Below are 22,928 nucleotides of genomic sequence, written 5' to 3' on the forward strand. Positions count from 1 at the left end.
TATAATGACTTATTACACTTTTGTTAAACCTTTTTTTATTAAGGCAGTAACTCACTTGCATGTAAGTTCTGGAACATCTGTAGAAGAGGAAGTAGATTTACCTTTTCAAAGAGATGAGTTAAACTATCCCACAATATTTGCATCTAGTCTTAAGGGTGCAATAAAATCGTTCCTACTAAAGGAATATAGTAATGCAAGAGAAATAATTTATAAGGTTTTAGGTTCTGACGAAAATCCTGACGAAGCCTCTCTAGGATCTTTTTTGGATGCAGTTCTTTTTGCTATTCCTGCCAGAAGTATAGGCGTTAGCGGTCTCGATGAAGCATGGGTTTATGTTACCACGTATGAACTTCTCAGGAAGGTAAAATCACTTCTAGAATCGATGAACACTTTATCCGCTACACAATTTACCTCTCTTCTGGACGCTATTAATAACATTCTCCAAGAGAGTAAAAATTTGATAATTTCTGATAATGCGGCTAGTGTGATCTTAAACGAGGACTTTTACGTAGAATTGAGTAATATTCAAAACGAGTATATTCAGTCTCTTTTAGGAGACATGCTAATTGAGAATTCAACGTATAACCAGAGTAACCAAAATTCTCAGTCTCAAGGAAACCACTTAGTAAAGCCTTTAATAGTCCTTAAGGATTCAATAGGTAGGGAAGTGATTAATAGGTCATTAATAAGAGTGAGAAGGATAAAAATTAAGAGAAGTAGTAAAACCGTGGAAGAAGGTGGTTTATGGTCTGAAGAATATGTTCCAGTGAACTCATTGTTCTTTTCCTCTTTTTTAGCTAGAGGAAGTAAGGATACCGCATATTTTGCTGACTGTATTTTAAGGAAAACAAGATACTTAATTTTAGGAGGTAAGGAAACTATAGGTAAAGGAATTGTTGAATTGAGGTGGTTAAATGACTGAAGTACAAGAGGAGAAAGATTATAAACTAGCTATTGAGGCATTTAACCTAGTCTATAATGCTCTAGATAAGAAGGCTAGAGAAAAATTTAGGAGTAGGGCAAGGGATATGGTGGAGGAGATATATACTTCTGGGTTCATCCCCACGTTGTTTTACATAATATCAAAAGCTGGGTTAGAGAATAATAATGATAAACTAACCGCGTTATTAAATTCTCCCTCTTCAAAGAGCATTGATCTGGGCAGTAGCGATGAGGCTTCTTATATGGCCTATTTGTTTGTCATTCTGTACTATCTGTCTGAGAGAAACATTATAAATAAAGAGTTTCTAATTAATAAACTCAAGAATAACCGTTTAGAACTCATAGACAAGTTGTATGAGTTGTCTCCTATAATTTCCGCCAGGATAAAGAGGTATTTAATGGCAATAAAGAGATTGGCTGAGGCTTTAATAGAGGTGAGGTAAATGGAGGAGTTGTTAATGTCTTTTAAGCTAAAGGCTATTTATCCGTTAACCGGAGGTTATAATAGGCATAGTATAAACGAATTTTATGAAGAGAACGTTAGGCCTACTGAAATTAAGGGTTTATGGAGGTGGTGGAATAGGGTTTTATTCAATACAGTAAGTTATGTGAAAGAAGGAAAGCTTTACACTTACGACTCTATAGATAGGCTATTTGAGGACGTTTTCGGAAGTGAAAACAAGAAGTCTGCAGTAAGGTTAGAGGTGATAACTGATGAGGGAAGCGATAATCATTTTGAACTATCTAATGTTGAGTTAGATAATGTGATAGATTGCCTAAAGGCAAATAGGGAAGAAAAAGTGAATTTAGACTTTAGAGATAATACGCTAATTATTGAAATAGAAGGCTCAACTAAAATTCCCATTTCTTTTAAATCTAATTTAGATATAGATAAAATTAAGGATCTAGTATATAAGAATAAACTTCTTAGCTTTGAGCTCTTAGGTTTTAAGAGTATTAAAATAGATACAAAGATTTCTGATAAGGAAGTAATTAAGGAAATCTTGCGTGATCTAATTACAAATTATTTAGAATACTTTAATATTAAGCAAGAAGTTACATTCACTCTTAATATTTATCTAGATAAGAGTCTTAAGCATAAGCAAAACTTTGATGCTAAGCTTAAGTTTGCGCTACATAGTCTATTAGTTTTTATACTGTTAGGAGGAATTGGAAGGAAAACAAGTAGAGGATTTGGTGGTTTATCAATAGTTAATGCAGAATGTCACGACGGATTATGTGGTGAAATATATGGAATAGTAAATAATATGGAGTCAGAAAAAGAAAAAAAGGATCTCGCTACAGTTCTTCCAAATATCATTTTTTCGCAAACTATTGAACAATATTTTAGTGAGCTAATAAATAATGAAAGCTATAAATTGAGATCATGGAATAATAACTCAGATTTTTTTGTTTATTATTTTATAAAAGATATCAATATATTGAGAATTAATAGAATAGACACTAACGTTAACAGAAATGGGATAGAAAATATCTTAAATAGGATATCTAATGAACTATCAGCCTCTGGTAACTGCCTTAAAGACCTCATAATGCAAGAAATGAGAAGGAGAGCCTTTGCTTTAGCATTTCTTGGAAATAGAAAATTTAGAAATATTCATGAAATTTATCCTAGAATATTGGAATTTCTATACGCTAATTACATCAAAAGAGAATTTGTAAATTTGATAGGAAAAGAAAGAAGGTTATCCAACTTAAGGTTTAAGATTCTTGAGATCAATAATACTTATTATATAATTTCATATTTACTTTATTCCAGTTATCTTAAAGATCCAAATTCGAGCATAAAGGATACGTTATATCAGTTTGCTAGATGTGTGATTTAAAATGAAAATGAGTATAAGTACTCATTTACCAAGAATTTTAGACACATTAAATAGAAATAATATTAATCTATTCTCGGCACTGAGTTTAACCAGCATAGTATACAATAACTTTGGAGAATTTCTCTCGAATAAACAGTCATATAGTGCTAATAACCCACTATTAAAGTATCAAATTATAATCCTAAAAGATAAAAATAAAACTAAGGATGTCGAAGAGAAGAAAAGCCTATTTAAGAGGGAAATAGCTGAACTTGTCTCAAGGAACTTTAAATTAGAGGGCGAAAAAGTAAAGAAATATTTTGATAATCTCAAAGAAATACTAAAGTCGTTAAAATACACGATAGTAGACTTTGAAATAACTACTAGGACGAGGGCTTTAATAGGAGTTTCAACTTCTTTAGGTAAGCTGATTTTTGACTCTGGGATTTCTTTCGATCCATACATGAACTTGCCTTACATACCTGCATCTGAAATTAAAGGTATTGTGAGAAGTTATATTGAGGATAAACTAGGCGAGCAAGATGCTGAGGAAATTTTCGGTAATGAGGAAATGGAAGGTAATGTAAACTTTACAGATGCCTATCCTACTAGGCCTGAGAATTTCTTGTTTGTACCAGACGTAATTACACCTCATTATAATAAGAAGAAGTCTGAGGCTGATGCTGAGCCTAAGCCGGCTATTCATTTAACTATAGCTCCTAAAGTTTCGTTTAGATTTTTAATTTACTATAAGAGGGAAGATGTAGGAAAACCAATTTGTGATTCCTTACCTCTGGTGATTATGAAAGGTTTAGGTGCTAGATCTTCTGTTGGATATTCCTTATTTGAATTAAGTAAGATAGAGGTGATTAGATGAGTACTGATGATAATTCTAGAGAAGAATTCTTAAACTACAAAATTATGGCATTACTTCATGATCCTCCAAATAAGGCGTGGGTGATAACAAGTCGTGCACATAATCTAACAGTGCAGTTAAGAAGCGTAAGAGCTAGGAAAAGTCATGAAAGAGTGGCTAAGTATATAATCAATCAATTATTCGGCGATATTAATTCTAAAACAGTTGATAATGCAGACAAATTAGCTAGTTCCATAGATAGATATCTAGGTAGTATCGTATATAAAGAATATAGCTTATTCAGAAATAGATCAATATTCTTAAAGAACATACTTCTATCAAATATTCAAAGGGATGTAGGCAATTTATTTCCTAAAGATAAATCTAAACTAGATAATTTAATATCAGAATATAAAAAGCTATTAAATGTTACAAATACAACTAATCTTAATATTTTGAAATATCAATTGTTTTATCTAATTTATGAACTAATATGGATAGATTCTAGATATGAAAATACTCCTGCAGAGACTAGAAACCCTACTCACACAATATTTGACCATTTATATGCAACTGCTGCAATGATGAACTGGATATTTAGTCTAGAGAAAGAAGCAAAAGGTTACTTACTAGGAATAGATACTATAGGAGTTGCGGACTTCATAAGCAAGGGAAAGAAGACTAGGGACTTATGGATTTCTAGTTATTTAGTGTCAGCCCTACTCTGGTACGTAATTACCTGGTTTATTGAGGAGTACGGCCCTGACGTTATACTTTTCCCCTCGTTAAGGTTTAATCAATTTTATGCGTTTTACCTTTTAGAAAAATTAAGAAAAGAAAAAATATCAGAGGATGTTATAGATGAAATAAAGGAGTTAATAACTAAGTACATATTTAATGGTGACGATCTGTTTGAGAAATTGGAAATCCCGCCCTATCCGATAATACCTGGTAGGATTACGTTAATCTTACCGGGGTTAATAAGGGAAGGTGAAGAATATACGCAAGTTCCAGACGATAATTACTTCATTTCTAAGGTAAAGGAGAGATATAATGAAGGTTGGCGTAAGCTAATTGAGGGATTAAAGTGTTATTCTGAACTAAAGAGGGAAGATGGTTTCTGGAATTTAGTATGTAGAGTGTTAAAACTGACGGAGGATTTACTTCAAACTACTCCTTTAAACATTCGTGTGAAACAAGTGAGTGTAACTAAGGATGAGATATTTAACAATAGCAAATTACGCTCAGATTCGTGGAAGATTTACGACAATAAATATCGTCAATTAGTTAGTGAGTTTAAGAAGAGTAAATTAGTGAAAGTTACTCCCGAGTCACGCTTAAAATTATTTGAATTAACTAAATTTGACAAGTTACCTCAAATTGGTGAGAAATCTAAAAGAGGTTACGAATTCTGTACTTCATGTGGTGTTTTGCCAGCGGTAATTATAATGCCCAAGGAAGACGAATTCGAGAAAAAATTAATTGAGCTCGGAATTGCGAGAGACGAGAAAGACGTAAGATCTATAAAGAATATGATTTCACCAGGTGAGAGGCTTTGCCCATGGTGTTTAGTGAAAAGGGCCTTAGGTGCTGAGCCCAGACTTATGAGAATTCTTTTGCTAGGAGATCTTTGCAGCGTTGAGAAGATTGTAAATGAAATCGTTAGTAAAGATGTTAAGATAGAAATTCCGTCAACTAGTGATATTGCATCGATTAAAACTTTTGAGGAAATGATTGAGAAGAAAAACGAAATCTGTGAAGATCTAAAGGAAGAGGAAGTTTGCGAGAAGCCTAATGAGAGTATGCTTTCTATGTGGCAGCGGTTTAATAAAAATTACTATACTGGGATAAATCTTACTATAGATCCTGAGGAGTATTGGTTTAGTGAAAAGAGGAGGAGATATTATTTCTCTCTCTTTAGAAGACATAGAATAACTTTTCCATCACCTTATTACGCTTTAGTTAGGGCTGATAGCGATTACTTAGGGGATTTGTTAGAAGGTAAGTTAACTCCTTATTTGGCTGGAATTATTGATTCTGGAGATTATGCTAATATTAGTGAGAAGAAAGAGGAAGTAAATAAATTATTAGAGGAATATTTAGTAAATGCCGGAAGTGGGCCAATAGTAGATTACGTTAAGACAGTATTAGAGTGTATAAGGGGAAATTTAAATAAGTGTTCATGTGCAGTGAAAATTTATTCTAACGAAGTTGCCGAAGTAATGTTTAGGGCAAATCGTCTGTTACGTAAAAAACTCGAAAAGATAGACGTAGAGAGAGAAGTCGAAAACAGTCTTAAATATTTTAGAACTATTTTGAAAGAGGGAAGGATAATAGTTACTCCCGCTTGGCATGTATCGATTTCTTCAGCACTCAATAGGGGGCTTCTCGTAGAATTAGAATTGATTAATAAACATAAGGGATTTGTAATTTATGCGGGGGGAGATGATTTATTGGCAATGTTGCCAGTAGATGAAGTTTTAGATTTTGTTAAGGAGAGTAGGAGGGCATTTGCAGGAGTTAGTACTGGAAGATTAGGTAACATGTGCTTAGAGAATGGATTCGCTAGAATCAATAATGCTTACTATCCTTCATTACCTATAGTAGGCAGATCGTATTCTGTAATTATAGCACATTATGCCGATCCTCTATTTTTCGTCATAAATGATTCTTATAATCTTTTAGAGGAGGGGAAGGAAATGATAAGATATAGAGTAATGTATAACGGAGAATATAAGGACGCTAAGAAGGATGTTGCAATATTTAGATATCAAGGTTTAACATCAGTAATTCCATTATCGTTAAAGAGACCTATAGTTAACTCTGTGAGTGACTTTAATGAAATAGCCTCTATCATAGACTTAATATTAGAATTAAAGAAGAGGATCGATGAGGGTCATATTTCCGTGTCCTTACTTTATGATTATGAGGAGTATAAACACTTAATCGTAGCTAGTGATGAGAAGTATTTAACTGAATTCTTAGTAAAGGATTGGATAAAAAGAAATTCTCTTAGAAAACACGTTGAGTTTACTATAGACGAGAAGTTATACGGTGTTAGGTTAACTATTGAAAATTATCCGATTAAAATTCCTAATGACCTAATTTCTAACATTGTTTATACTCTTAGAATAATTTACGGTGGCGAGAAGTGATGAAGAGAGTGTTAATAAAACCATTAGAACCGTTAATGTTTAGAAGTCAGGGGGAATTTGAGCCCTTAATTACCGGTTCCCACACTGCAGCACAGTCTTTAATAATACCAAGACCTTCTACAATTGCCGGAATGTTAGGTTATATATTATTTAACAAGAGTTCTGGGACTGGGGACTGGTTATCGGACTTAACGAATTTGCTAGATACTATATATGGAACTTTCATAGAGACTAATGGAGAGTATTTATTTCCTCTCAGAATGGGCAATCATTTAGCTTTAGTAGACCAACAACATCTTATAAATCTACCTATTTTGCTAGAAAAAGAGTACGAACAACGGGAGAAGGGGATTTATGAACTTTTTTATGATAAAAATAAACTATTCCAGATCATAAATCATCAAGATAGGATAGGAATAAGTATAGATAAAAGTACCAGAACTGTTAAGGAACATTATCTTTACTCAGCTAGATATTTAGCATTTAAGAAGGAGGTTAATTACGTAATATTCATAGATAATGATGCGATAAGTGATAAGATAAATGGTAAAATAGTGAACTTTGGAGGAGAAAATAGAATAGCTAAGCTTGAAGTTGATGATTATAAAGTGGATACAAGTATTGAAGAAGAGTATTACTTAACACTATCTCCTATCTTAATTCCCGATGAAGCTTTAGATGATTTACTTGATAACATAAGCGATTATGTTACAATGGGTAAGGTGGATAAGATAAGCTTAGGATTCGATATTGCTAATACTAAAAGAAAAGAGATGCTAACGGCTATTTTAGAGGGTAGTATAGTCAAGAGAAGTATTATTGATTTTATTAAAAAGGAGATTAACAACAATTTGCTAGATAGGTTTACTAAATATGAAAAAATAGGATATAACACTCTTATGAATCTTTGCAAGTTAGCGTTCAGAAAGATATTAAGCTAATTAATGCTATTACATTCCTACGTTTGTCCCTACACTTTCATCTCACTCCTATCCTTAGAAAGCCTATATATGGAGTGAATTATCGAATATTGGGGATGTCCACAATTAAGGGTCATTCAAGGTTTTCACAATTTTCTGAAAAACTTCTAATTTATAGACCGTATTTAAGTCTATGTTTCTTATACGTTTAGGTAAGTCACTCTTTTCATATCTATCATGCGTTCTCAAATATTCTAACGGATTGTTCTCTTGTGGTGCTAAGAGTATTTCAATATGAGGATTGAAAACAATGATACAAACTCTATTCATATCTACACCATTTCTTTTTAACATATCTTTTATCCTATTTTCCAGTATTTGGGAGTCTTCATTATCGCTGTCCACAAAGATCATGATTTTGTCGTATCCTTTAAAAATGGAACTTTTTACAATTCTTACTGTCTTTGCAGAGATTATATTTCCTTTTCCGCCCATAGAATGACAATCTAATTTGATTTCATTTTCTATCTTTTTGTTCTCTTCAAGTTTTCTGATTAATTCAGCGATTGCACTGCAACCGTATTTATCTTCTGTAATTGCTAGAATTATTTTCATTATTTTTCACTTAGTATAATAACCATTCACTTAACAAGATACCGTTCTCAGTCAACTTTTCCTTCAATTTCTCTGGCTCTTGTACTTTATTAACTTTAGTCTCTCCTCTTTCTTTATCAAGAATTATTATTTCTGAAGGATCCATGAAGTCGATAATTAGTGGCGAATGTGTAGTTGCTATGAACTGTGAGTCGGAATAGCGCATTATATCAACTAGTCTTTCAATGTACTTAAGGTGGAGGGAGTTCTCTATTTCGTCGATAATGATTGTCGACATTTTTAACAGATACACAGCTATAATGATTGTCAACATTTTTATAAAACCGTCAGGCACTGATGCGGGCAGTAAAATCAGCTCTTTGTTGTTTTCACTCTTTTCAATGAAATGTAGTCTTATATTTCCGTCCTCAGTGAAAACCGGTCTTAGAGAGATGTTGTTTTCAACTAAGAAATCATAAACTTGTTTAGTCTCATTAATTCTAGACAAGTTATTGCTTATCACCTTAACTAACCCGCGACCGTTTTCGTCTAACGCTTCTGGGAATGTGAAATGGACTGGAGATACTGCTATTTGAGGAACTATTCTAAACACTCCTACGTCATTTAGGAAATTCGTCATAAAATTCAAGAGTTCAGGTGGAAGGGTGAAATTGAGATTATATGCTATTATAAAAGGTTGTGCAAAAAATAAGTTAAATACACTTAAATTATCAGGAATTGTCATCTCTTTATTTTCATATCTTATTACGTTGCCTCTTCTTTCCATACTGTAAGAGTCAAAATTTATAATTTCCTTTTTTATCTGCAACTTATTTAGCGAAATCTCATAATGGTAATCTTTACCCTTATATTCACCATCGATCTCAAAGGAGATGTCCAAATTCTCATCTTGCATAAATACAACGTTCTTGTAATCTCCCCATCGAATGAAAGGATAAGGCGGGTAAGATAGAGGTCTGATAAGTTGCTTTAGAAAACTAAAAGCGTCGACAAGATTAGTTTTACCAGAACCGTTAGGCCCTACAACGATACTTACTTTCTCAAACTCAAACTCGCTGTCACGGTAACTCTTGAAGTTCTTTATCTTTAATCTTTTTATCACATGATAAAATAAGAAATCTCGTTTAAAACTCTTGCTTTGTTGATGACTTTACGCTTTAATATTTTCTGGCATTAAGCTCTAGGGTTTGGGCTTCATAGGATTTCATAATATTTAATATCAATCCTCAGCCCTTGGACTTCACCAGAGTCACGGGGACATTGTCCCCTTCACACCCCTCCGCCCCTTTACGGTAGACCCAAAATCGTATTATGAAAAATAATTCTGACAGAATAATATCGATTCATGATAGATAACAGGATTTATATGAGTATTAAGAATTCAGTTGAAGAAAGGTTTAAGGTGAGGGAGATGTGGTATTACCACGTGAGTAAGTGAGATGGTAACACCGGTACTCCCTCACCAAACATTCAACAAATAGGATATAAATTACTTTCCATGTTGAACTTCCAAGGGGAAAAGGTAGAGAAGGTAGCGAAAACTCTCATCCCCGCGTGTTTGTGGAACAACTCTGTAGAGAACAAGTCCAGAGCGTATGACGTATCCCCACAGACCGTGAGGAATTACGTAGAGAAACAAGGGATGGAAGTGATTGAAAAGCTATTGGAAAGAGCTAGGAAAATATCCTTGAAGGTACTGAAGGGAGTCAAGGAGATAGATCTTTCAATAGACTGGACAACCAAGACGTGGTATGGGAAACCAGTGAAAGGGAGCTCTGAAAAAGGAAACTCGTGGAACTACGCAACAACCAAGTATAAGGGGAAAGTACTTTTACTTGCCTTTATTCCGCAAGTGAACGGTATGACTAAGGACGAGATAGTGAAGGTTCTTGTGGAGCAAGTAATGGCAATGGGATTCAAGATAAGGTTGATAACTCTTGACGCTGGTTTCTACACAGTTGATGTGCTCAATTTCATTTCACAGTTTAAGTATATAGTTGCTGTGCCTGTTGGGGATGTTAAGGTGTATGAGGAGTTTGACGGGGATTACAAGACTAATAGTAAGAGGCATAGGAGGGATGAGCAGGTCAAGTTCAGGCTTCTCGTGTACAGCAAGGGAAAAGTGAGGAGAAAGAGTCTTGTTTATTTTGCTAGGGCTACTAACCTAGACCTATCCAAGAGGGAAGTGTTGGATTTATACAATAAGGTAAGAGGTCCCATAGAGACCTCTTATAGGAACATTAAGGCTTTTCTTCCATTTACTGGTTCTACTAAGTTTGTTTTCCGCACGTTGATCTTCGTGCTGGCCCTTGTACTCTATATACCATATTCAAGGGGGAGGTGGGGAGAGAGGAGTTTAGATTATTATTAATTCTTTTATTTCCTGATTTATTCAATCCAGAGAATTTTACATTTAATCTAGTAGATACACTTATTTACACTATAGATTTATTTTTAAGGAGGTGATTTTGGGTCTACCGTTTAGGGCGGGGAGGAAGTCATCTTCTACTTTCAATTCTATAGTAGATTAGCAACACATTGCTCATATAACTACACCATTCACTATTGCCTCCTTTCAATTCTATAGTAGATTAGCACAATGTATGACTATGGATATCAATGGAGCGTCGGCTTAACTTTCAATTCTATAGTAGATTAGCCAAATAATCTAGCATTTTCTTCATAAAGTTCATTACATACCTTTCAATTCTATAGTAGATTAGCCTTAAAAGTGTTGGAGTTTGTGCAGTTAGTTGAATTTCACTCTTTCAATTCTATAGTAGATTAGCGTTATTCCTAATTGTTTTCGGAAATTATTTTGAGAATGAACTTTCAATTCTATAGTAGATTAGCGCCGTACTGACTTCTCCCCTGCCAGCGAGGGTTCTCCTCATCTTTCAATTCTATAGTAGATTAGCTTCCCCACCATTATGTACCACTATTATGCTTCCATTTATTCTTTCAATTCTATAGTAGATTAGCATGTTCTTTTTCCAGAACTGTAACTATAATTTTGTTGATACTTTCAATTCTATAGTAGATTAGCTATTTTTGCGTATTTACACGATTTATTTATTTCGCAGAATTCTTTCAATTCTATAGTAGATTAGCAGTGATGCGTACTACGACCGTGAAAATGAGTTGAAAAAACTTTCAATTCTATAGTAGATTAGCCATCACGCAGAATAATGGTTCAGGTAACTTTTTAAGGCTTTCAATTCTATAGTAGATTAGCTGATTATATTCAAGGACAATATGTTGAAACGCCGATTTTATCTTTCAATTCTATAGTAGATTAGCAGATGCTATTGGAGGATTTCACCAGGTTGGGTTATAATGTCAAATACTTTCAATTCTATAGTAGATTAGCTCAGAGTTTTTTTATTTTTTCTATTTGAAATTAAGCACGCTTTCAATTCTATAGTAGATTAGCTTGGGTGTTTTGTTTAGGTTTGAAAAAGATTATCTTATTTTCTCTTTCAATTCTATAGTAGATTAGCCCAACGGCTCTTACGCCCTCCTCGGCATGTACAACGGGACGCTTTCAATTCTATAGTAGATTAGCAAGATACCACAACACTTGGAGTTAATGCATTATTGAATATGGATACATCTTTCAATTCTATAGTAGATTAGCGGAAAGGCTAATGGAGACAAAAAGAAGTCTAAAAAGCAGCTTTCAATTCTATAGTAGATTAGCTTCTTCAGCTTCTTCCCAACGCTATATGTGCTATTAGGTGTAACCTTTCAATTCTATAGTAGATTAGCCGGCACAGTACTACTATCTGAAAGTGTTGCATCTCCAAATACTTTCAATTCTATAGTAGATTAGCAACACGTCCTTTTTCATTTGTAATATCTGAACCTGGAACTTTCAATTCTATAGTAGATTAGCCCTAATATCCTCGGGTACTTATAGAACCCTCCTTCTGGTCCTTTCAATTCTATAGTAGATTAGCCTGTTAGTAAGCCCCTTGCTACAACTCTATAGAAGTGCGGGTTTTAAACAGCTGTTTGAGAATATAAACATGGGGTAAAAAAGCTACAACTCTATAGAAGTGCGGGCTTTCAATTCTATAGTAGATTAGCATATTTAAAGTTTTTGCTCAACCAGTTAGGTAACAAGTATTCTCTTTCAATTCTATAGTAGATTAGCAAAGCGGTTGTTTTCCAGTTCCAGAAACTGGAATTCTTATCTTTCAATTCTATAGTAGATTAGCGGATTTTTAAATGGAGTGAATTGATAAAATGATAAAGCCTTTCAATTCTATAGTAGATTAGCTTGGTGGGGCGATGAACGGCAACGATATGTTGGACGTCATCTTTCAATTCTATAGTAGATTAGCCTGGAAAACAAATTGAAGAAAGTAAAAAAATTGAAATTTTAACTTTCAATTCTATAGTAGATTAGCGATAGAGAAAAGTTTATAAAGGAGAGTGAAGATATGTATATCTTTCAATTCTATAGTAGATTAGCTCTAACACTTTATGATTTCAAGAACTTTGCAAGAAATAACTTTCAATTCTATAGTAGATTAGCTTAGCATGCGAAACAAATGAAGAATTCAGAAGAGAGTTAGCTTTCAATTCTATAGTAGATTAGCAAAGAATGAGGAAAGAGGCATTGGAAGGCATTGAAGAAGGTACTTTCAATTCTATAGTAGATTAGCTGGAGATTTAATTAGATATCATCACTTCGTTCCTTTCTCTCCTTTCAATTCTATAGTAGATTAGCCTGTTACGCCGGTGCTGGAGGGTAAGTTAGTTGGAGAGCTCTTTCAATTCTATAGTAGATTAGCTTTCCCAGACTTAGTAAAGGACATTTGGAAGGTTCTAATCTTTCAATTCTATAGTAGATTAGCATGAAACAGAAAAAGTTAACATTTTAGACCACCAATTAAACTTTCAATTCTATAGTAGATTAGCAAGACCCCGACTTTTTAAGGTTTACAGATCCCGCAGAAAACTTTCAATTCTATAGTAGATTAGCATGAGGTTCGTCGTGTAGGGATTAATCCCGTGTCTAAAGCTTTCAATTCTATAGTAGATTAGCTAATTATCAATGGCAAACCGCATATAATTGGATGAGATTACTTTCAATTCTATAGTAGATTAGCTTTACTACACATGTAATAAGTATGTTGATTATGGAATAGAATCTTTCAATTCTATAGTAGATTAGCTTGAACACGTGATATAGAACCAGTTGTTCTAATACGTTCTTTCAATTCTATAGTAGATTAGCAACAATAGCAATAGCTTTGCTTATAGTCGGTGTAATAATCTTTCAATTCTATAGTAGATTAGCTTGTAAAGACTAGGTAAAACTTTGTTATCATAATAGCAGTACTTTCAATTCTATAGTAGATTAGCAGGAGGGGCTATACGTACGATCACGAATGTAACATTATCGTGACTTTCAATTCTATAGTAGATTAGCAGTATCTGGCTTTTCGACACAAAACTTCCTTTACCAACCTTTCAATTCTATAGTAGATTAGCACGACGATGCTATGTGTTGCACTGTATTTGATCACGGTTATCTTTCAATTCTATAGTAGATTAGCTACGGTTAAAAGTTGGCAAAAAGCTTAAATTTTTGCATCTTTCAATTCTATAGTAGATTAGCCTTATGAGCCTCTTTGAGATGTGTCTCTGACTTCTGACTTTCAATTCTATAGTAGATTAGCATAAATAAACTAGGTTTGTATTTATCACCTCCAACAATTCACTTTCAATTCTATAGTAGATTAGCAAACGATAAATTAGCACTATATTATAACTATGATTCTACACACTTTCAATTCTATAGTAGATTAGCAACTGTAACTGGTAGCCTTGGTCAGGTGTTACTGACAGTGTCGATGCTTTCAATTCTATAGTAGATTAGCCAAAATGATATACATATAGTACCATCACCTAGCGCAAGACCTTTCAATTCTATAGTAGATTAGCGGATATCCAGCAATTGCAACAGGTGGGTCGGGGATATCATTGCCTTTCAATTCTATAGTAGATTAGCTTTAACTATGACTTTTCAGAATACAACAATTTCGCCAATTCTTTCAATTCTATAGTAGATTAGCATGTATACAATAGATCATATGTTATATATAGAGAATGTACCAATCTTTCAATTCTATAGTAGATTAGCTCTTGTACAAACTCTCATACACGTTCATTGCAAAACAGTTCATCTTTCAATTCTATAGTAGATTAGCTACACTGTTGCTTTCCTAACGCTCTACATCGCGTTGTCTTTCAATTCTATAGTAGATTAGCTGCAGGAGGGCGAGGAAGAATGATAAAGATGGAGGAAAACTTTCAATTCTATAGTAGATTAGCTTGTCCCTTCCATGGGCATTTGTCACTTTCACAAAACCTACTTTCAATTCTATAGTAGATTAGCATAAAAAAAGAATTATAACTTATTCATCATTCTTTTAATACTTTCAATTCTATAGTAGATTAGCTTATAATCCCCGTGACACAGAAAGAATTTTAAATATCATAATCTTTCAATTCTATAGTAGATTAGCTAAACTAACAAGTAAAATTATAACTCCTAACGGAATTGCCTTTCAATTCTATAGTAGATTAGCTGACGATTATAACACTGAACATGAGTATGCAGTAAGTGAAGTCTTTCAATTCTATAGTAGATTAGCAGAATAATCAGTGATGAACAGTGTGAGAAACTTGTCCAAGTTTTCTTTCAATTCTATAGTAGATTAGCATGATGTTGAAAATGGACTAAAACTTTTAGATGAAAAACTCTTTCAATTCTATAGTAGATTAGCTGAACGGAACATCTATTTTTACTCCTAACATCATTCAATCACTTTCAATTCTATAGTAGATTAGCAAATAATGATAAATAAGGATGAGGTGATAGTACAATGAAATTCTTTCAATTCTATAGTAGATTAGCAGCCCTCCAAAATCGTAAAACCTTGAATATATGAAGTTAAATTTACTTTCAATTCTATAGTAGATTAGCGTGCTGTAGGCTGTAGGACTGTCGAGGTAGCGTTTGAAGCTTTCAATTCTATAGTAGATTAGCAGAGTTAATAAACATTTCGAATCCCCACGCTAACGAAAAGCTTTCAATTCTATAGTAGATTAGCACAAATAACGAAACGAATAAATATAATAAATTATGAATACTTTCAATTCTATAGTAGATTAGCTTGGTGAACCGGTGATAATATTCGTTACGGCGTCCAATACTGTCTTTCAATTCTATAGTAGATTAGCCCTTACCCTTCAGGAAGCTGCAGAAGATGGTGGAGTACACTTTCAATTCTATAGTAGATTAGCCATCCGTTACGCTGAGCATACTAAGATCTGTCCTATTTGCCATACTTTCAATTCTATAGTAGATTAGCTATGGGGGTCAGTGACACTTATTCCACCGTTCAGTATTTCTTTCAATTCTATAGTAGATTAGCTGGAATTTTGAATTTTTTGCACCGCTCCAATTATTATTTGGCTTTCAATTCTATAGTAGATTAGCTTGTCTGTCGGTGAAGCAGTAGTATTTCTAAGAGGCCGTCCCTTTCAATTCTATAGTAGATTAGCTCTACTTCTGTCTTCTTAGCCATTCAGCTCACCTTTGCTTTCAATTCTATAGTAGATTAGCGTAAGAATAATTTTACAAAATCTTAGTAATTATATAGTTTATATCTTTCAATTCTATAGTAGATTAGCCCTCGCTTTAACCGAGGTGTCTCGGTGACGCTTGCTCCGTCTTTCAATTCTATAGTAGATTAGCAGATTGGTGTATAGTAACAGAAAAGCAGACAACGAAAGGACTTTCAATTCTATAGTAGATTAGCATGTTAGTTATCGGCGTTATAATGGGTATCGGAATCGGTGTAGCTTTCAATTCTATAGTAGATTAGCCTATTTTTGTCAATAATTTTTTTATTTTTGCATTTTTCGAAATCTTTCAATTCTATAGTAGATTAGCGTAATCTTATTTCTGCGGTAAATTGAGATTATAGATGGTACCTTTCAATTCTATAGTAGATTAGCATCATTTATGCACATTTCAACTCCATTTCCAATATGAATCTTTCAATTCTATAGTAGATTAGCCCACGTTTTTTGTCTTAACTTTAATTGATTTATTAGAATCTTTCAATTCTATAGTAGATTAGCAAGGTCAATCCATTCTGGGGGCGTTAAACCCGCATCCCTGTCTTTCAATTCTATAGTAGATTAGCGGCAGTGTTAGAATACTAACGGGCGAAGAAGAATGGGTTTATTCTTTCAATTCTATAGTAGATTAGCAAGAAGAGAAGGAGGGTATCATAGTGAGGGTAGCCAACTTGTTGGCTGTGGGCTTCCTCTATAGCGAGTCTCCAACACTAGTGGATAGGTTTGCTAATGCCTTATCCAAAGAGGCTGTGACTAAGGTTCTATATGATGTTCAAAGGATTGTACAGATGGGTATTGATAGGGGTGAGATAGTGAGCACGACAACTATGATTCAAGGAAAGGAATATCCCGCTGTTAACGTGTCTTCAAGTGAGGGGAAGTACACGGTAGTGGGTTATCTACCGACTAACCAAGATATAGAATATTTTCTTAGGATGATTGAGGAAGATGTGTATTATGCTAGGAAGGCTGGTGCGTTAGCCATGAGTATAGCAAATAGGACTAAGTTAGTTAGTAAGAGTGAACAAGGTGGTGAAAAGAAATGATAGGCGGTTCAGGTAGATTTTTAGTAAATCTGGAGTCGCTGAATGGTGTTGAGAGTATAGGGAACTTAACCAAGCACAGAACCGCTCCAGTTGTGTTAAAGACTTCAACCGGTTATTTAGTGAGATATGTTCCAGTGATTTCCGGAGAAGCCTTAGCTCATGCCTATCAAGCAAGCCTAGTGGATATAGCTAAAAAAGAGGGATTGCCTGTAGGTAATTTATCTTCTCAATACGAGTTCATAAAGTTCTCAACCGATGAGGCGTTAAAGATTGAAGGGATAAAGGAACCCAAGGATTATAATGATGCGAGGAGGTTCGAGGTAGAGGTGATGCTTAAGGACGTCATTGCTGATGTTGGAGGTTTCATGTACGCTGGAAGTGCTCCGGTGAGAAGAACATCAAGGATAAAGTTAGGTTATATGATACCGGCTTTAAGGGGAGACGAAATACCTGCACAACTAGAAGCGCAATTTCACGTGAGATTCTCAAATAAGCCTGTTAAAGGTTCTCAAGCTATCTTCAACGTGGAAGTGTCCTCTGCTCTCTACACGTTTTCGTTTGAACTTGACGAAGATTTGATAGCAGTTCCATCTACTGTGGGGGAAAAGGTTAAAGGCGAAGAGGAGTTAGAGAGGCAAAAGGCTCGAAGGGTTGACTCTGCAATTAAAGCCCTTTACTCTTTGCTAGCGGGTAATTTCGGAGGGAAGAGGTCTAGGTTCTTACCATCCATGAAGTTGATGTCTTTAGTAGTGGTGAAGACTGATTTCCCATTCATACCGGAACCTGGGCATGACGATAGTTACATTAAGACCACTGTTATGAGGTTAGAGAAGGCTAAAAGTGTGTTGAACGGAAATGTAGCTAAGGTCTATGTGATTAACAATGAGGGTATAGAAGTGGGTGAAGGAGCTACAGTACTGTCAAGTGTTGAGGATTTGGTAGCTAAATTAAAGGAAAAGTAGTGAGGCAGGGGAGATTTGATCTACTCTAAGGTTTTTTTAAAACTTCATTGGGGTTTTTCCGTAGTTAAGCCCTCAGCAGCTAAGGCAAAGTCAGGGTTCTATTTACCACCTCCTACTACATTGATTGGAGCTTTATCCTACGGTAAATTTAGGGGGATTGATAATACTAATTTAGGCAAGATTTACGGTAGTCCGGCGTATAATTTTAGGAACGTTATGGCTACTGCTAGATTAGAGTCTGAGGGAGCTTACACTGAGGATATTGTTAGAAACGTTATATCTTATTTCCAACGTAAGGATAGGAGGGATAATCCGAGATATATTTACGGAGTGATCCCTACTGGTAAAGTGTATATGCCTAACGGTACGTTAGTTGTCGTCTACGTAACTGATTCCATGAGCAAGGAAGAGCTGGAAAAACTCAGCTGGAGTATAACTAGGATAGGAGGTAAGGAGTGTTTGGTAAGTGTGGAGAACGTTGAAATTGGGGAGGCTAAGAAGGTTTCAGGTAGGATGAAAACTAGATATTATTTTAGAGATACTGTAAAGGTAGTAGGTAAGAAGGAGTTTTTGGAATATGTTACTTTTTGGGAAGAGAACGGGTATATATGGGGAAAGGAGGGAGGACCAATAAGGTACATCTTGCCGGTGGCTACCTATCCCTTAGCTAGTAAGGAGGTTGAAGTTGAGGCTAAGGAAGCATATGAGGTTGGTGGAGAATATGTTGTCTTTAGCTGATTTCTATAACGATTTCATAACTCGTCATGGCTTTGAGGAAAGGAAGGGTATTGAAGAGACTTTACTAAATTTGGAAAACGGGCATAGCGTTATACTTAAGGCTCCCACTGGTTACGGTAAAACAACGTTAACTATGATTTTAGCTAATGCCGTTAGTAGTGATATTGACCTAGGTAGTAGGGTTATTCACGTATTGCCGTATAGGGCTATTGTGCAAGATTTGTATCTAAAGCTGAAAAATTACGCTGATAGAGGGGTAATTTACACTAAGAATATTGGTGCCCAAGACATGGATTATCAAGATTCCCCTTTTTTCATGAAGAAAGTTAACGTTACGACTCTAGATACCTTCATTCTCAATTTGTTTAAATTACCTACTGTTGATTTTAAGTTAATTTTTAAAAATTACGGTTCTCATTATGAGTTCCCTAGGGCGTTAATATATAGTAGTATTGTAATATTTGATGAATTTCACTTATTGGGAGAGGATGGTAAGAGTTTAGGAGCTGGACTTGCCGCTTTAGAAGTTTTGAGGGATGCGGGTGTTCCGATAGTAGTTACTTCAGCTACAATAGATAAGGGGTTGGAGAGGGTTTTGATGAACAAGCTGGGTAAGAATGTAAAGGTAGTTAACGCGGATGATTTTAAAATTGATAGAAAGATATACGTTAACGTATTGGAGAATGATGAGATTTCCATTACTGAGGAAAAGGTAAAAGAGGGTAAGAGGGTTCTTTTGGTTTACAATACGAGAATGGGGGCAATTGAAGCCTATAAGAAGTTAAAGGGAAGGGGGTTATCTCCTATTCTAATTCACAGTAAGTTCAGTAAAAAGGATAGGATAGATAAAGTGAACAAGATAAACGAGGCAAAGCTGGTAGTTTCAACTCAAGTTATAGAGGCCGGTATTGATACTTCTTTTGACGTTTTAATAACTGAAGCTTCTCCCTCTCATAATCTAATTCAAAGGGCTGGTAGGGTTGCGAGGTATGGGAAGGGAGGAAGAGGGAAATTAGAGGGCGAGGTTTACATTTTCCCGTTTAGTGGAAAGGTTTATGATGAGAGGGAGGTTAAGGAGACTGTGGAAAGGGTAAGGGAACTAAAGACTATTGATGAGAACTTACTCATTGAAAGGGATTACACAGAGGTGATTGATTCGATTCTGGCTAAGGATCTATCTGTAATAGATAACTCCGTTTTCGTGGACTCTAAAAAGGTGAAGTCGATATACGAGAAGATTTGTTCTATTACTAGGAATGCAAGTATCATATTGGGATTTCCGCCAAACAGTAATGACGTTAATGATGCTATACCCTTAACTGAGGAGGAGGCAATTAAAATAATAGAGAGTAAGGGAAGTTCTGCGTTTGTTGGGAATGGTAATGTTAAATTATATAACAAGAAATGCCTTCAATTGGAAATGTTGAAGAATGATATTTTAGGAGTTAGGATTCAAGATTATAATAGTGAAATAGGTGGTGTGTATTGATCAAGCCTTGCGCTTATGAGAAACAAGGTTTAATTGATCACGCTATTGGTTCTTATAGGGTTTTAGATGGTAAAATAAGTGAGTCTTATTATAAGATTATCTCGAGAAGATTGGAGAGATATGGAATAGTTCTTGATCTAAACGGTGTTAAGGAAATGGTTAAGGACGTCGTTGTCCTTCACGATATGGGAAAAGCCGGCGAGTATTACCAGAATCAGTTCGACGATAATTGTAATCCTCTAAAGAGTAACTTCTCTTTCATATATCATGAACTCGGTTCGGCTCTATTTTTCTATTATGATTATGAACCTATTGACGTCGAGAAAGCTGAGGAGGTTAAGTCTTTGTTGACTTTAGCTGTTCTAAATCACTTGAACGCAATTAGGGTGATATCTGATTATCTAGTGAATAAGTTTCCAGACAATTTTGATGAAAGGATGATAAAGCTTAATAAGTACGGGAGTATTATGTTGCAAAACCTAAGAGGTGTGATTTCCAAGAGCTTAAAAGTTAGGGATTACACTTTTGATGACTACCATGATATGCTGTATGCGTTTTCTAAGAAGAGTGATAAATATTTAAAGTTGTATAATCTTTTTTTAGCCCCAATAATGTTGGGGGATAATTTAGATAGTAGTTTAGTTCGAAATAATGGAAGTAAAACCGGATTTGTTCGTATATTGGAGGGTGAGTTAAATGGAGGTTCCACTCTATAATATATTTGGAGATAATTACATAATTCAGGTCGCAACGGAAGCAGAGAATTCATCTATATACAATAATAAAGTGGAAATAGACGATGACGAGTTAAGAAATGTACTGAACTTAGCTTATAAGATAGCTAAAAATAATGAGGATGCGGCAGCGGAGAGGAGAGGCAAGGCAAAAAAGAAAAAGGGAGAGGAAGGGGAGACCACTACGTCAAACGTAATTTTACCTTTAAGCGGAAATGACAAGAACCCTTGGACAGAGACGTTAAAATGTTATAATTTCCCCACGACTGTAGCTCTATCTGAGGTCTTTAAGAACTTCTCACAAGTGAAGGAGTGTGAGGAAGTAAGTGCGCCATCCTTTGTAAAGCCTGAGTTTTATGAGTTTGGAAGATCACCGGGAATGGTGGAGAGAACTAGAAGGGTGAAACTGGAAGTAGAGCCACATTACCTAATTATAGCTGCTGCTGGGTGGGTTTTAACTAGACTAGGAAAGGCTATGGTTAGTGAGGGTGACTACGTAGGAGTAAACGTGTTTACTCCAACGAGGGGTATTCTCTACAGTTTGATTCAAAACGTTAACGGAATTATACCCGGTATAAAGCCAGAGACTGCCTTTGGGCTTTGGATAGCTAGAAAGGTGGTAAGTAGTGTTACTAATCCCAACGTTAGTGTGATGAGAATTTATACCATTTCTGATGCTGCTGGGCAGAACCCCACCACAATAAATGGAGGCTTCTCCATAGACTTGACTAAATTATTGGAAAAGAGGGATCTATTGAGTGAAAGGTTAGAGGCAATAGCTAGGAATGCATTAAGTATAAGTAGTAATATGAGAGAAAGATACATCGTTTTAGCAAATTACATTTATGAGTACTTGACTGGATCTAAAAGGCTCGAGGACTTGCTATATTTCGCCAATAGGGACTTAATTATGAACTTAAACTCCGATGAGGAAAGGGTTAGAGATCTTAAGTTAATTTCAACATATGTTAATGGAGAGTTAATAAGAGGAGAAGGATAGTGCCATTAATTTTTAAGATAGGGTATAACGTTATCCCTCTACAAGACGTTATTTTGCCTACTCCATCATCTAAGGTGTTAAAATACTTAATACAGAGTGGAAAATTAATCCCTTCGTTAAAGGACTTAATTACATCAAGGGATAAATACAAACCAATTTTTATATCCCATCTCGGTTTCAACCAGAGGAGGATTTTCCAGACTAATGGAAACTTGAAGACTATAACCAAGGGAAGCAGGCTTTCCTCAATAATAGCCTTTTCTACACAAGCTAACGTTTTGTCTGAAGTTGCAGATGAGGGTATCTTCGAAACTGTTTATGGCAAATTTCACATAATGATTGAGAGTATAGAAATAGTGGAAGTTGAGAAGCTAAAGGAAGAGGTTGAAAAGCACATGAACGATAATATAAGAGTGAGGTTTGTTTCCCCTACATTGCTTTCGTCTAAGGTTTTACTTCCTCCTTCCCTTTCTGAAAGGTATAAGAAAATCCATGCGGGTTACTCAACTTTGCCATCAGTTGGCTTAATTGTTGCTTACGCTTATAATGTATATTGCAATTTGATTGGGAAGAAGGAAGTTGAGGTCAGAGCGTTTAAATTTGGCATTCTTTCTAATGCCTTATCTAGAATTATAGGTTATGATTTACATCCAGTTACCGTTGCCATTGGTGAGGATAGTAAGGGAAATTTAAGAAAAGCGAGGGGTGTTATGGGTTGGATTGAGTTCGACATTCCAGATGAGAGGTTGAAGAGGAGAGCTTTGAATTATTTGTTAACATCTTCTTACTTGGGTATAGGAAGAAGTAGGGGTATTGGGTTTGGTGAGATAAGATTGGAGTTTAGGAAAATAGAGGAAAAAGAGGGTTAAATATACTTCCTCAGACTTTAAAGGTTAAGGTCAGCATTGCTTTGTGGACTAATTCAATTTTCTAAGATGTTAAGCTCATCAATCTTTCTTAAATTCAAAATCAAGCGTTGATTT

General features: G+C 35.0%; 15 protein-coding genes, 1 pseudogene and 2 CRISPR repeat arrays. Of the genes and pseudogenes, 14 read left to right on the forward strand and 2 right to left on the reverse strand.

Going from position 1 to position 22,928, the window contains the following annotated elements:
* Positions 1-4 precede the first annotated feature (4 nt).
* From cmr4 to cmr3, 6 genes are read left to right on the forward strand one after another with little or no spacing between them, the layout of a single operon-like run.
* Positions 5-922, forward strand: a complete 918-nt coding sequence (gene cmr4 / locus SSOP1_RS10090) for a type III-B CRISPR module RAMP protein Cmr4 (protein ID WP_048054248.1) — start codon at positions 5-7, stop codon at positions 920-922.
* Positions 915-1,385 (forward strand): type III-B CRISPR module-associated protein Cmr5, encoded by a 471-nt coding sequence (gene cmr5, locus SSOP1_RS10095; RefSeq protein ID WP_009992995.1) that lies wholly within the window; start codon positions 915-917, stop codon positions 1,383-1,385. Before cmr4 ends, cmr5 begins: the two co-directional genes overlap by 8 nt.
* Positions 1,386-2,789 carry a type III-B CRISPR module RAMP protein Cmr1 gene (cmr1, locus tag SSOP1_RS10100; RefSeq protein ID WP_009992994.1) on the forward strand — a complete coding sequence of 468 codons (1,404 nt, stop codon included), beginning with the start codon at positions 1,386-1,388 and terminating at the stop codon, positions 2,787-2,789.
* Position 2,790: 1 nt separating this feature from the next.
* A complete protein-coding gene (cmr6, locus tag SSOP1_RS10105; protein ID WP_009992993.1) occupies positions 2,791-3,645 on the forward strand; it encodes a type III-B CRISPR module RAMP protein Cmr6 in 855 nt (284 codons plus the stop codon).
* The gene (gene cas10, locus SSOP1_RS10110) at positions 3,642-6,779 is read left to right on the forward strand and encodes a type III-B CRISPR-associated protein Cas10/Cmr2 (RefSeq protein ID WP_009992992.1); all 3,138 of its coding nucleotides are present in this window, start codon (positions 3,642-3,644) and stop codon (positions 6,777-6,779) included. Before cmr6 ends, cas10 begins: the two co-directional genes overlap by 4 nt.
* Entirely contained in the window at positions 6,779-7,720 is a 942-nt protein-coding gene (gene cmr3 / locus SSOP1_RS10115) for a type III-B CRISPR module-associated protein Cmr3 (protein WP_009992988.1), read from the forward strand. Before cas10 ends, cmr3 begins: the two co-directional genes overlap by 1 nt.
* A gap of 105 nt (positions 7,721-7,825) precedes the next feature.
* On the opposite strand, the gene SSOP1_RS10120 is transcribed toward cmr3, so the two are convergent.
* Positions 7,826-8,314 (reverse strand): hypothetical protein, encoded by a 489-nt coding sequence (locus SSOP1_RS10120; protein ID WP_009992986.1) that lies wholly within the window; start codon positions 8,312-8,314, stop codon positions 7,826-7,828.
* A gap of 10 nt (positions 8,315-8,324) precedes the next feature.
* Positions 8,325-9,416 carry an AAA family ATPase gene (locus SSOP1_RS10125; RefSeq protein WP_009992984.1) on the reverse strand — a complete coding sequence of 364 codons (1,092 nt, stop codon included), beginning with the start codon at positions 9,414-9,416 and terminating at the stop codon, positions 8,325-8,327.
* Between the two features lie 337 nt (positions 9,417-9,753).
* Between SSOP1_RS10125 and SSOP1_RS10130 the strand changes: the two are divergent.
* The 8 genes and pseudogenes from SSOP1_RS10130 (at position 9,754) to cas6 (ending at position 22,814) form a co-directional block, all read left to right on the forward strand.
* A pseudogene (locus SSOP1_RS10130) lies at positions 9,754-10,780 on the forward strand (ISH3 family transposase).
* Between the two features lie 42 nt (positions 10,781-10,822).
* Positions 10,823-12,274: direct repeats of the CRISPR family, unit length 24 nt; unit sequence CTTTCAATTCTATAGTAGATTAGC.
* Positions 12,275-12,379: 105 nt separating this feature from the next.
* A CRISPR array of direct repeats spans positions 12,380-16,609; the repeat unit is 24 nt; unit sequence CTTTCAATTCTATAGTAGATTAGC.
* A 23-nt stretch (positions 16,610-16,632) separates the two neighbouring features.
* Positions 16,633-17,022, forward strand: a complete 390-nt coding sequence (gene csa5 / locus SSOP1_RS10135; RefSeq protein ID WP_010923715.1) for a type I-A CRISPR-associated protein Csa5 — start codon at positions 16,633-16,635, stop codon at positions 17,020-17,022.
* Positions 17,019-17,984: a type I-A CRISPR-associated protein Cas7/Csa2 gene (gene cas7a, locus SSOP1_RS10140; protein ID WP_009991625.1), complete on the forward strand. Its 966-nt coding sequence runs from the start codon at positions 17,019-17,021 to the stop codon at positions 17,982-17,984. The genes csa5 and cas7a overlap by 4 nt, the downstream gene beginning before the upstream one ends.
* A 15-nt stretch (positions 17,985-17,999) precedes the next feature.
* Positions 18,000-18,722: a type I-A CRISPR-associated protein Cas5a gene (cas5a, locus tag SSOP1_RS10145; RefSeq protein ID WP_009991627.1), complete on the forward strand. Its 723-nt coding sequence runs from the start codon at positions 18,000-18,002 to the stop codon at positions 18,720-18,722.
* Entirely contained in the window at positions 18,706-20,211 is a 1,506-nt protein-coding gene (gene cas3, locus SSOP1_RS10150; protein WP_009991629.1) for a CRISPR-associated helicase Cas3', read from the forward strand. The genes cas5a and cas3 overlap by 17 nt, the downstream gene beginning before the upstream one ends.
* On the forward strand, positions 20,208-20,927 hold the full coding sequence (locus SSOP1_RS10155; RefSeq protein WP_010923717.1) for a CRISPR-associated endonuclease Cas3'': 720 nt from the start codon (positions 20,208-20,210) through the stop codon (positions 20,925-20,927). The genes cas3 and SSOP1_RS10155 overlap by 4 nt, the downstream gene beginning before the upstream one ends.
* Positions 20,908-21,945, forward strand: a complete 1,038-nt coding sequence (gene csaX / locus SSOP1_RS10160; RefSeq protein WP_009992199.1) for a type I-A CRISPR-associated protein CsaX — start codon at positions 20,908-20,910, stop codon at positions 21,943-21,945. The genes SSOP1_RS10155 and csaX overlap by 20 nt, the downstream gene beginning before the upstream one ends.
* Complete coding sequence (gene cas6, locus SSOP1_RS10165; RefSeq protein ID WP_009992200.1) at positions 21,945-22,814, forward strand: CRISPR-associated endoribonuclease Cas6; 870 nt, start codon at positions 21,945-21,947, stop codon at positions 22,812-22,814. The genes csaX and cas6 overlap by 1 nt, the downstream gene beginning before the upstream one ends.
* Positions 22,815-22,928 lie beyond the last annotated feature (114 nt).

The organism is Saccharolobus solfataricus, from assembly GCF_900079115.1.
Classification (GTDB): Archaea; Thermoproteota; Thermoprotei_A; order Sulfolobales; family Sulfolobaceae; genus Saccharolobus; species Saccharolobus solfataricus.

Bases quoted from the DNA above. Each gene is read 5' to 3' on its own strand.
- SSOP1_RS10120 (WP_009992986.1), bottom strand. From the start codon at position 8,314: ATGAAAATAATTCTAGCAATTACAGAAGATAAATACGGTTGCAGTGCA.
- cmr1 (WP_009992994.1), top strand. From the start codon at position 1,386: ATGGAGGAGTTGTTAATGTCTTTTAAGCTAAAGGCTATTTATCCGTTA.
- cas3 (WP_009991629.1), top strand. From the start codon at position 18,706: ATGTTGTCTTTAGCTGATTTCTATAACGATTTCATAACTCGTCATGGC.
- cas7a (WP_009991625.1), top strand. From the start codon at position 17,019: ATGATAGGCGGTTCAGGTAGATTTTTAGTAAATCTGGAGTCGCTGAAT.
- cmr3 (WP_009992988.1), top strand. From the start codon at position 6,779: ATGAAGAGAGTGTTAATAAAACCATTAGAACCGTTAATGTTTAGAAGT.
- cmr6 (WP_009992993.1), top strand. From the start codon at position 2,791: ATGAAAATGAGTATAAGTACTCATTTACCAAGAATTTTAGACACATTA.
- csaX (WP_009992199.1), top strand. From the start codon at position 20,908: ATGGAGGTTCCACTCTATAATATATTTGGAGATAATTACATAATTCAG.
- cmr5 (WP_009992995.1), top strand. From the start codon at position 915: ATGACTGAAGTACAAGAGGAGAAAGATTATAAACTAGCTATTGAGGCA.
- cmr4 (WP_048054248.1), top strand. From the start codon at position 5: ATGACTTATTACACTTTTGTTAAACCTTTTTTTATTAAGGCAGTAACT.
- cas10 (WP_009992992.1), top strand. From the start codon at position 3,642: ATGAGTACTGATGATAATTCTAGAGAAGAATTCTTAAACTACAAAATT.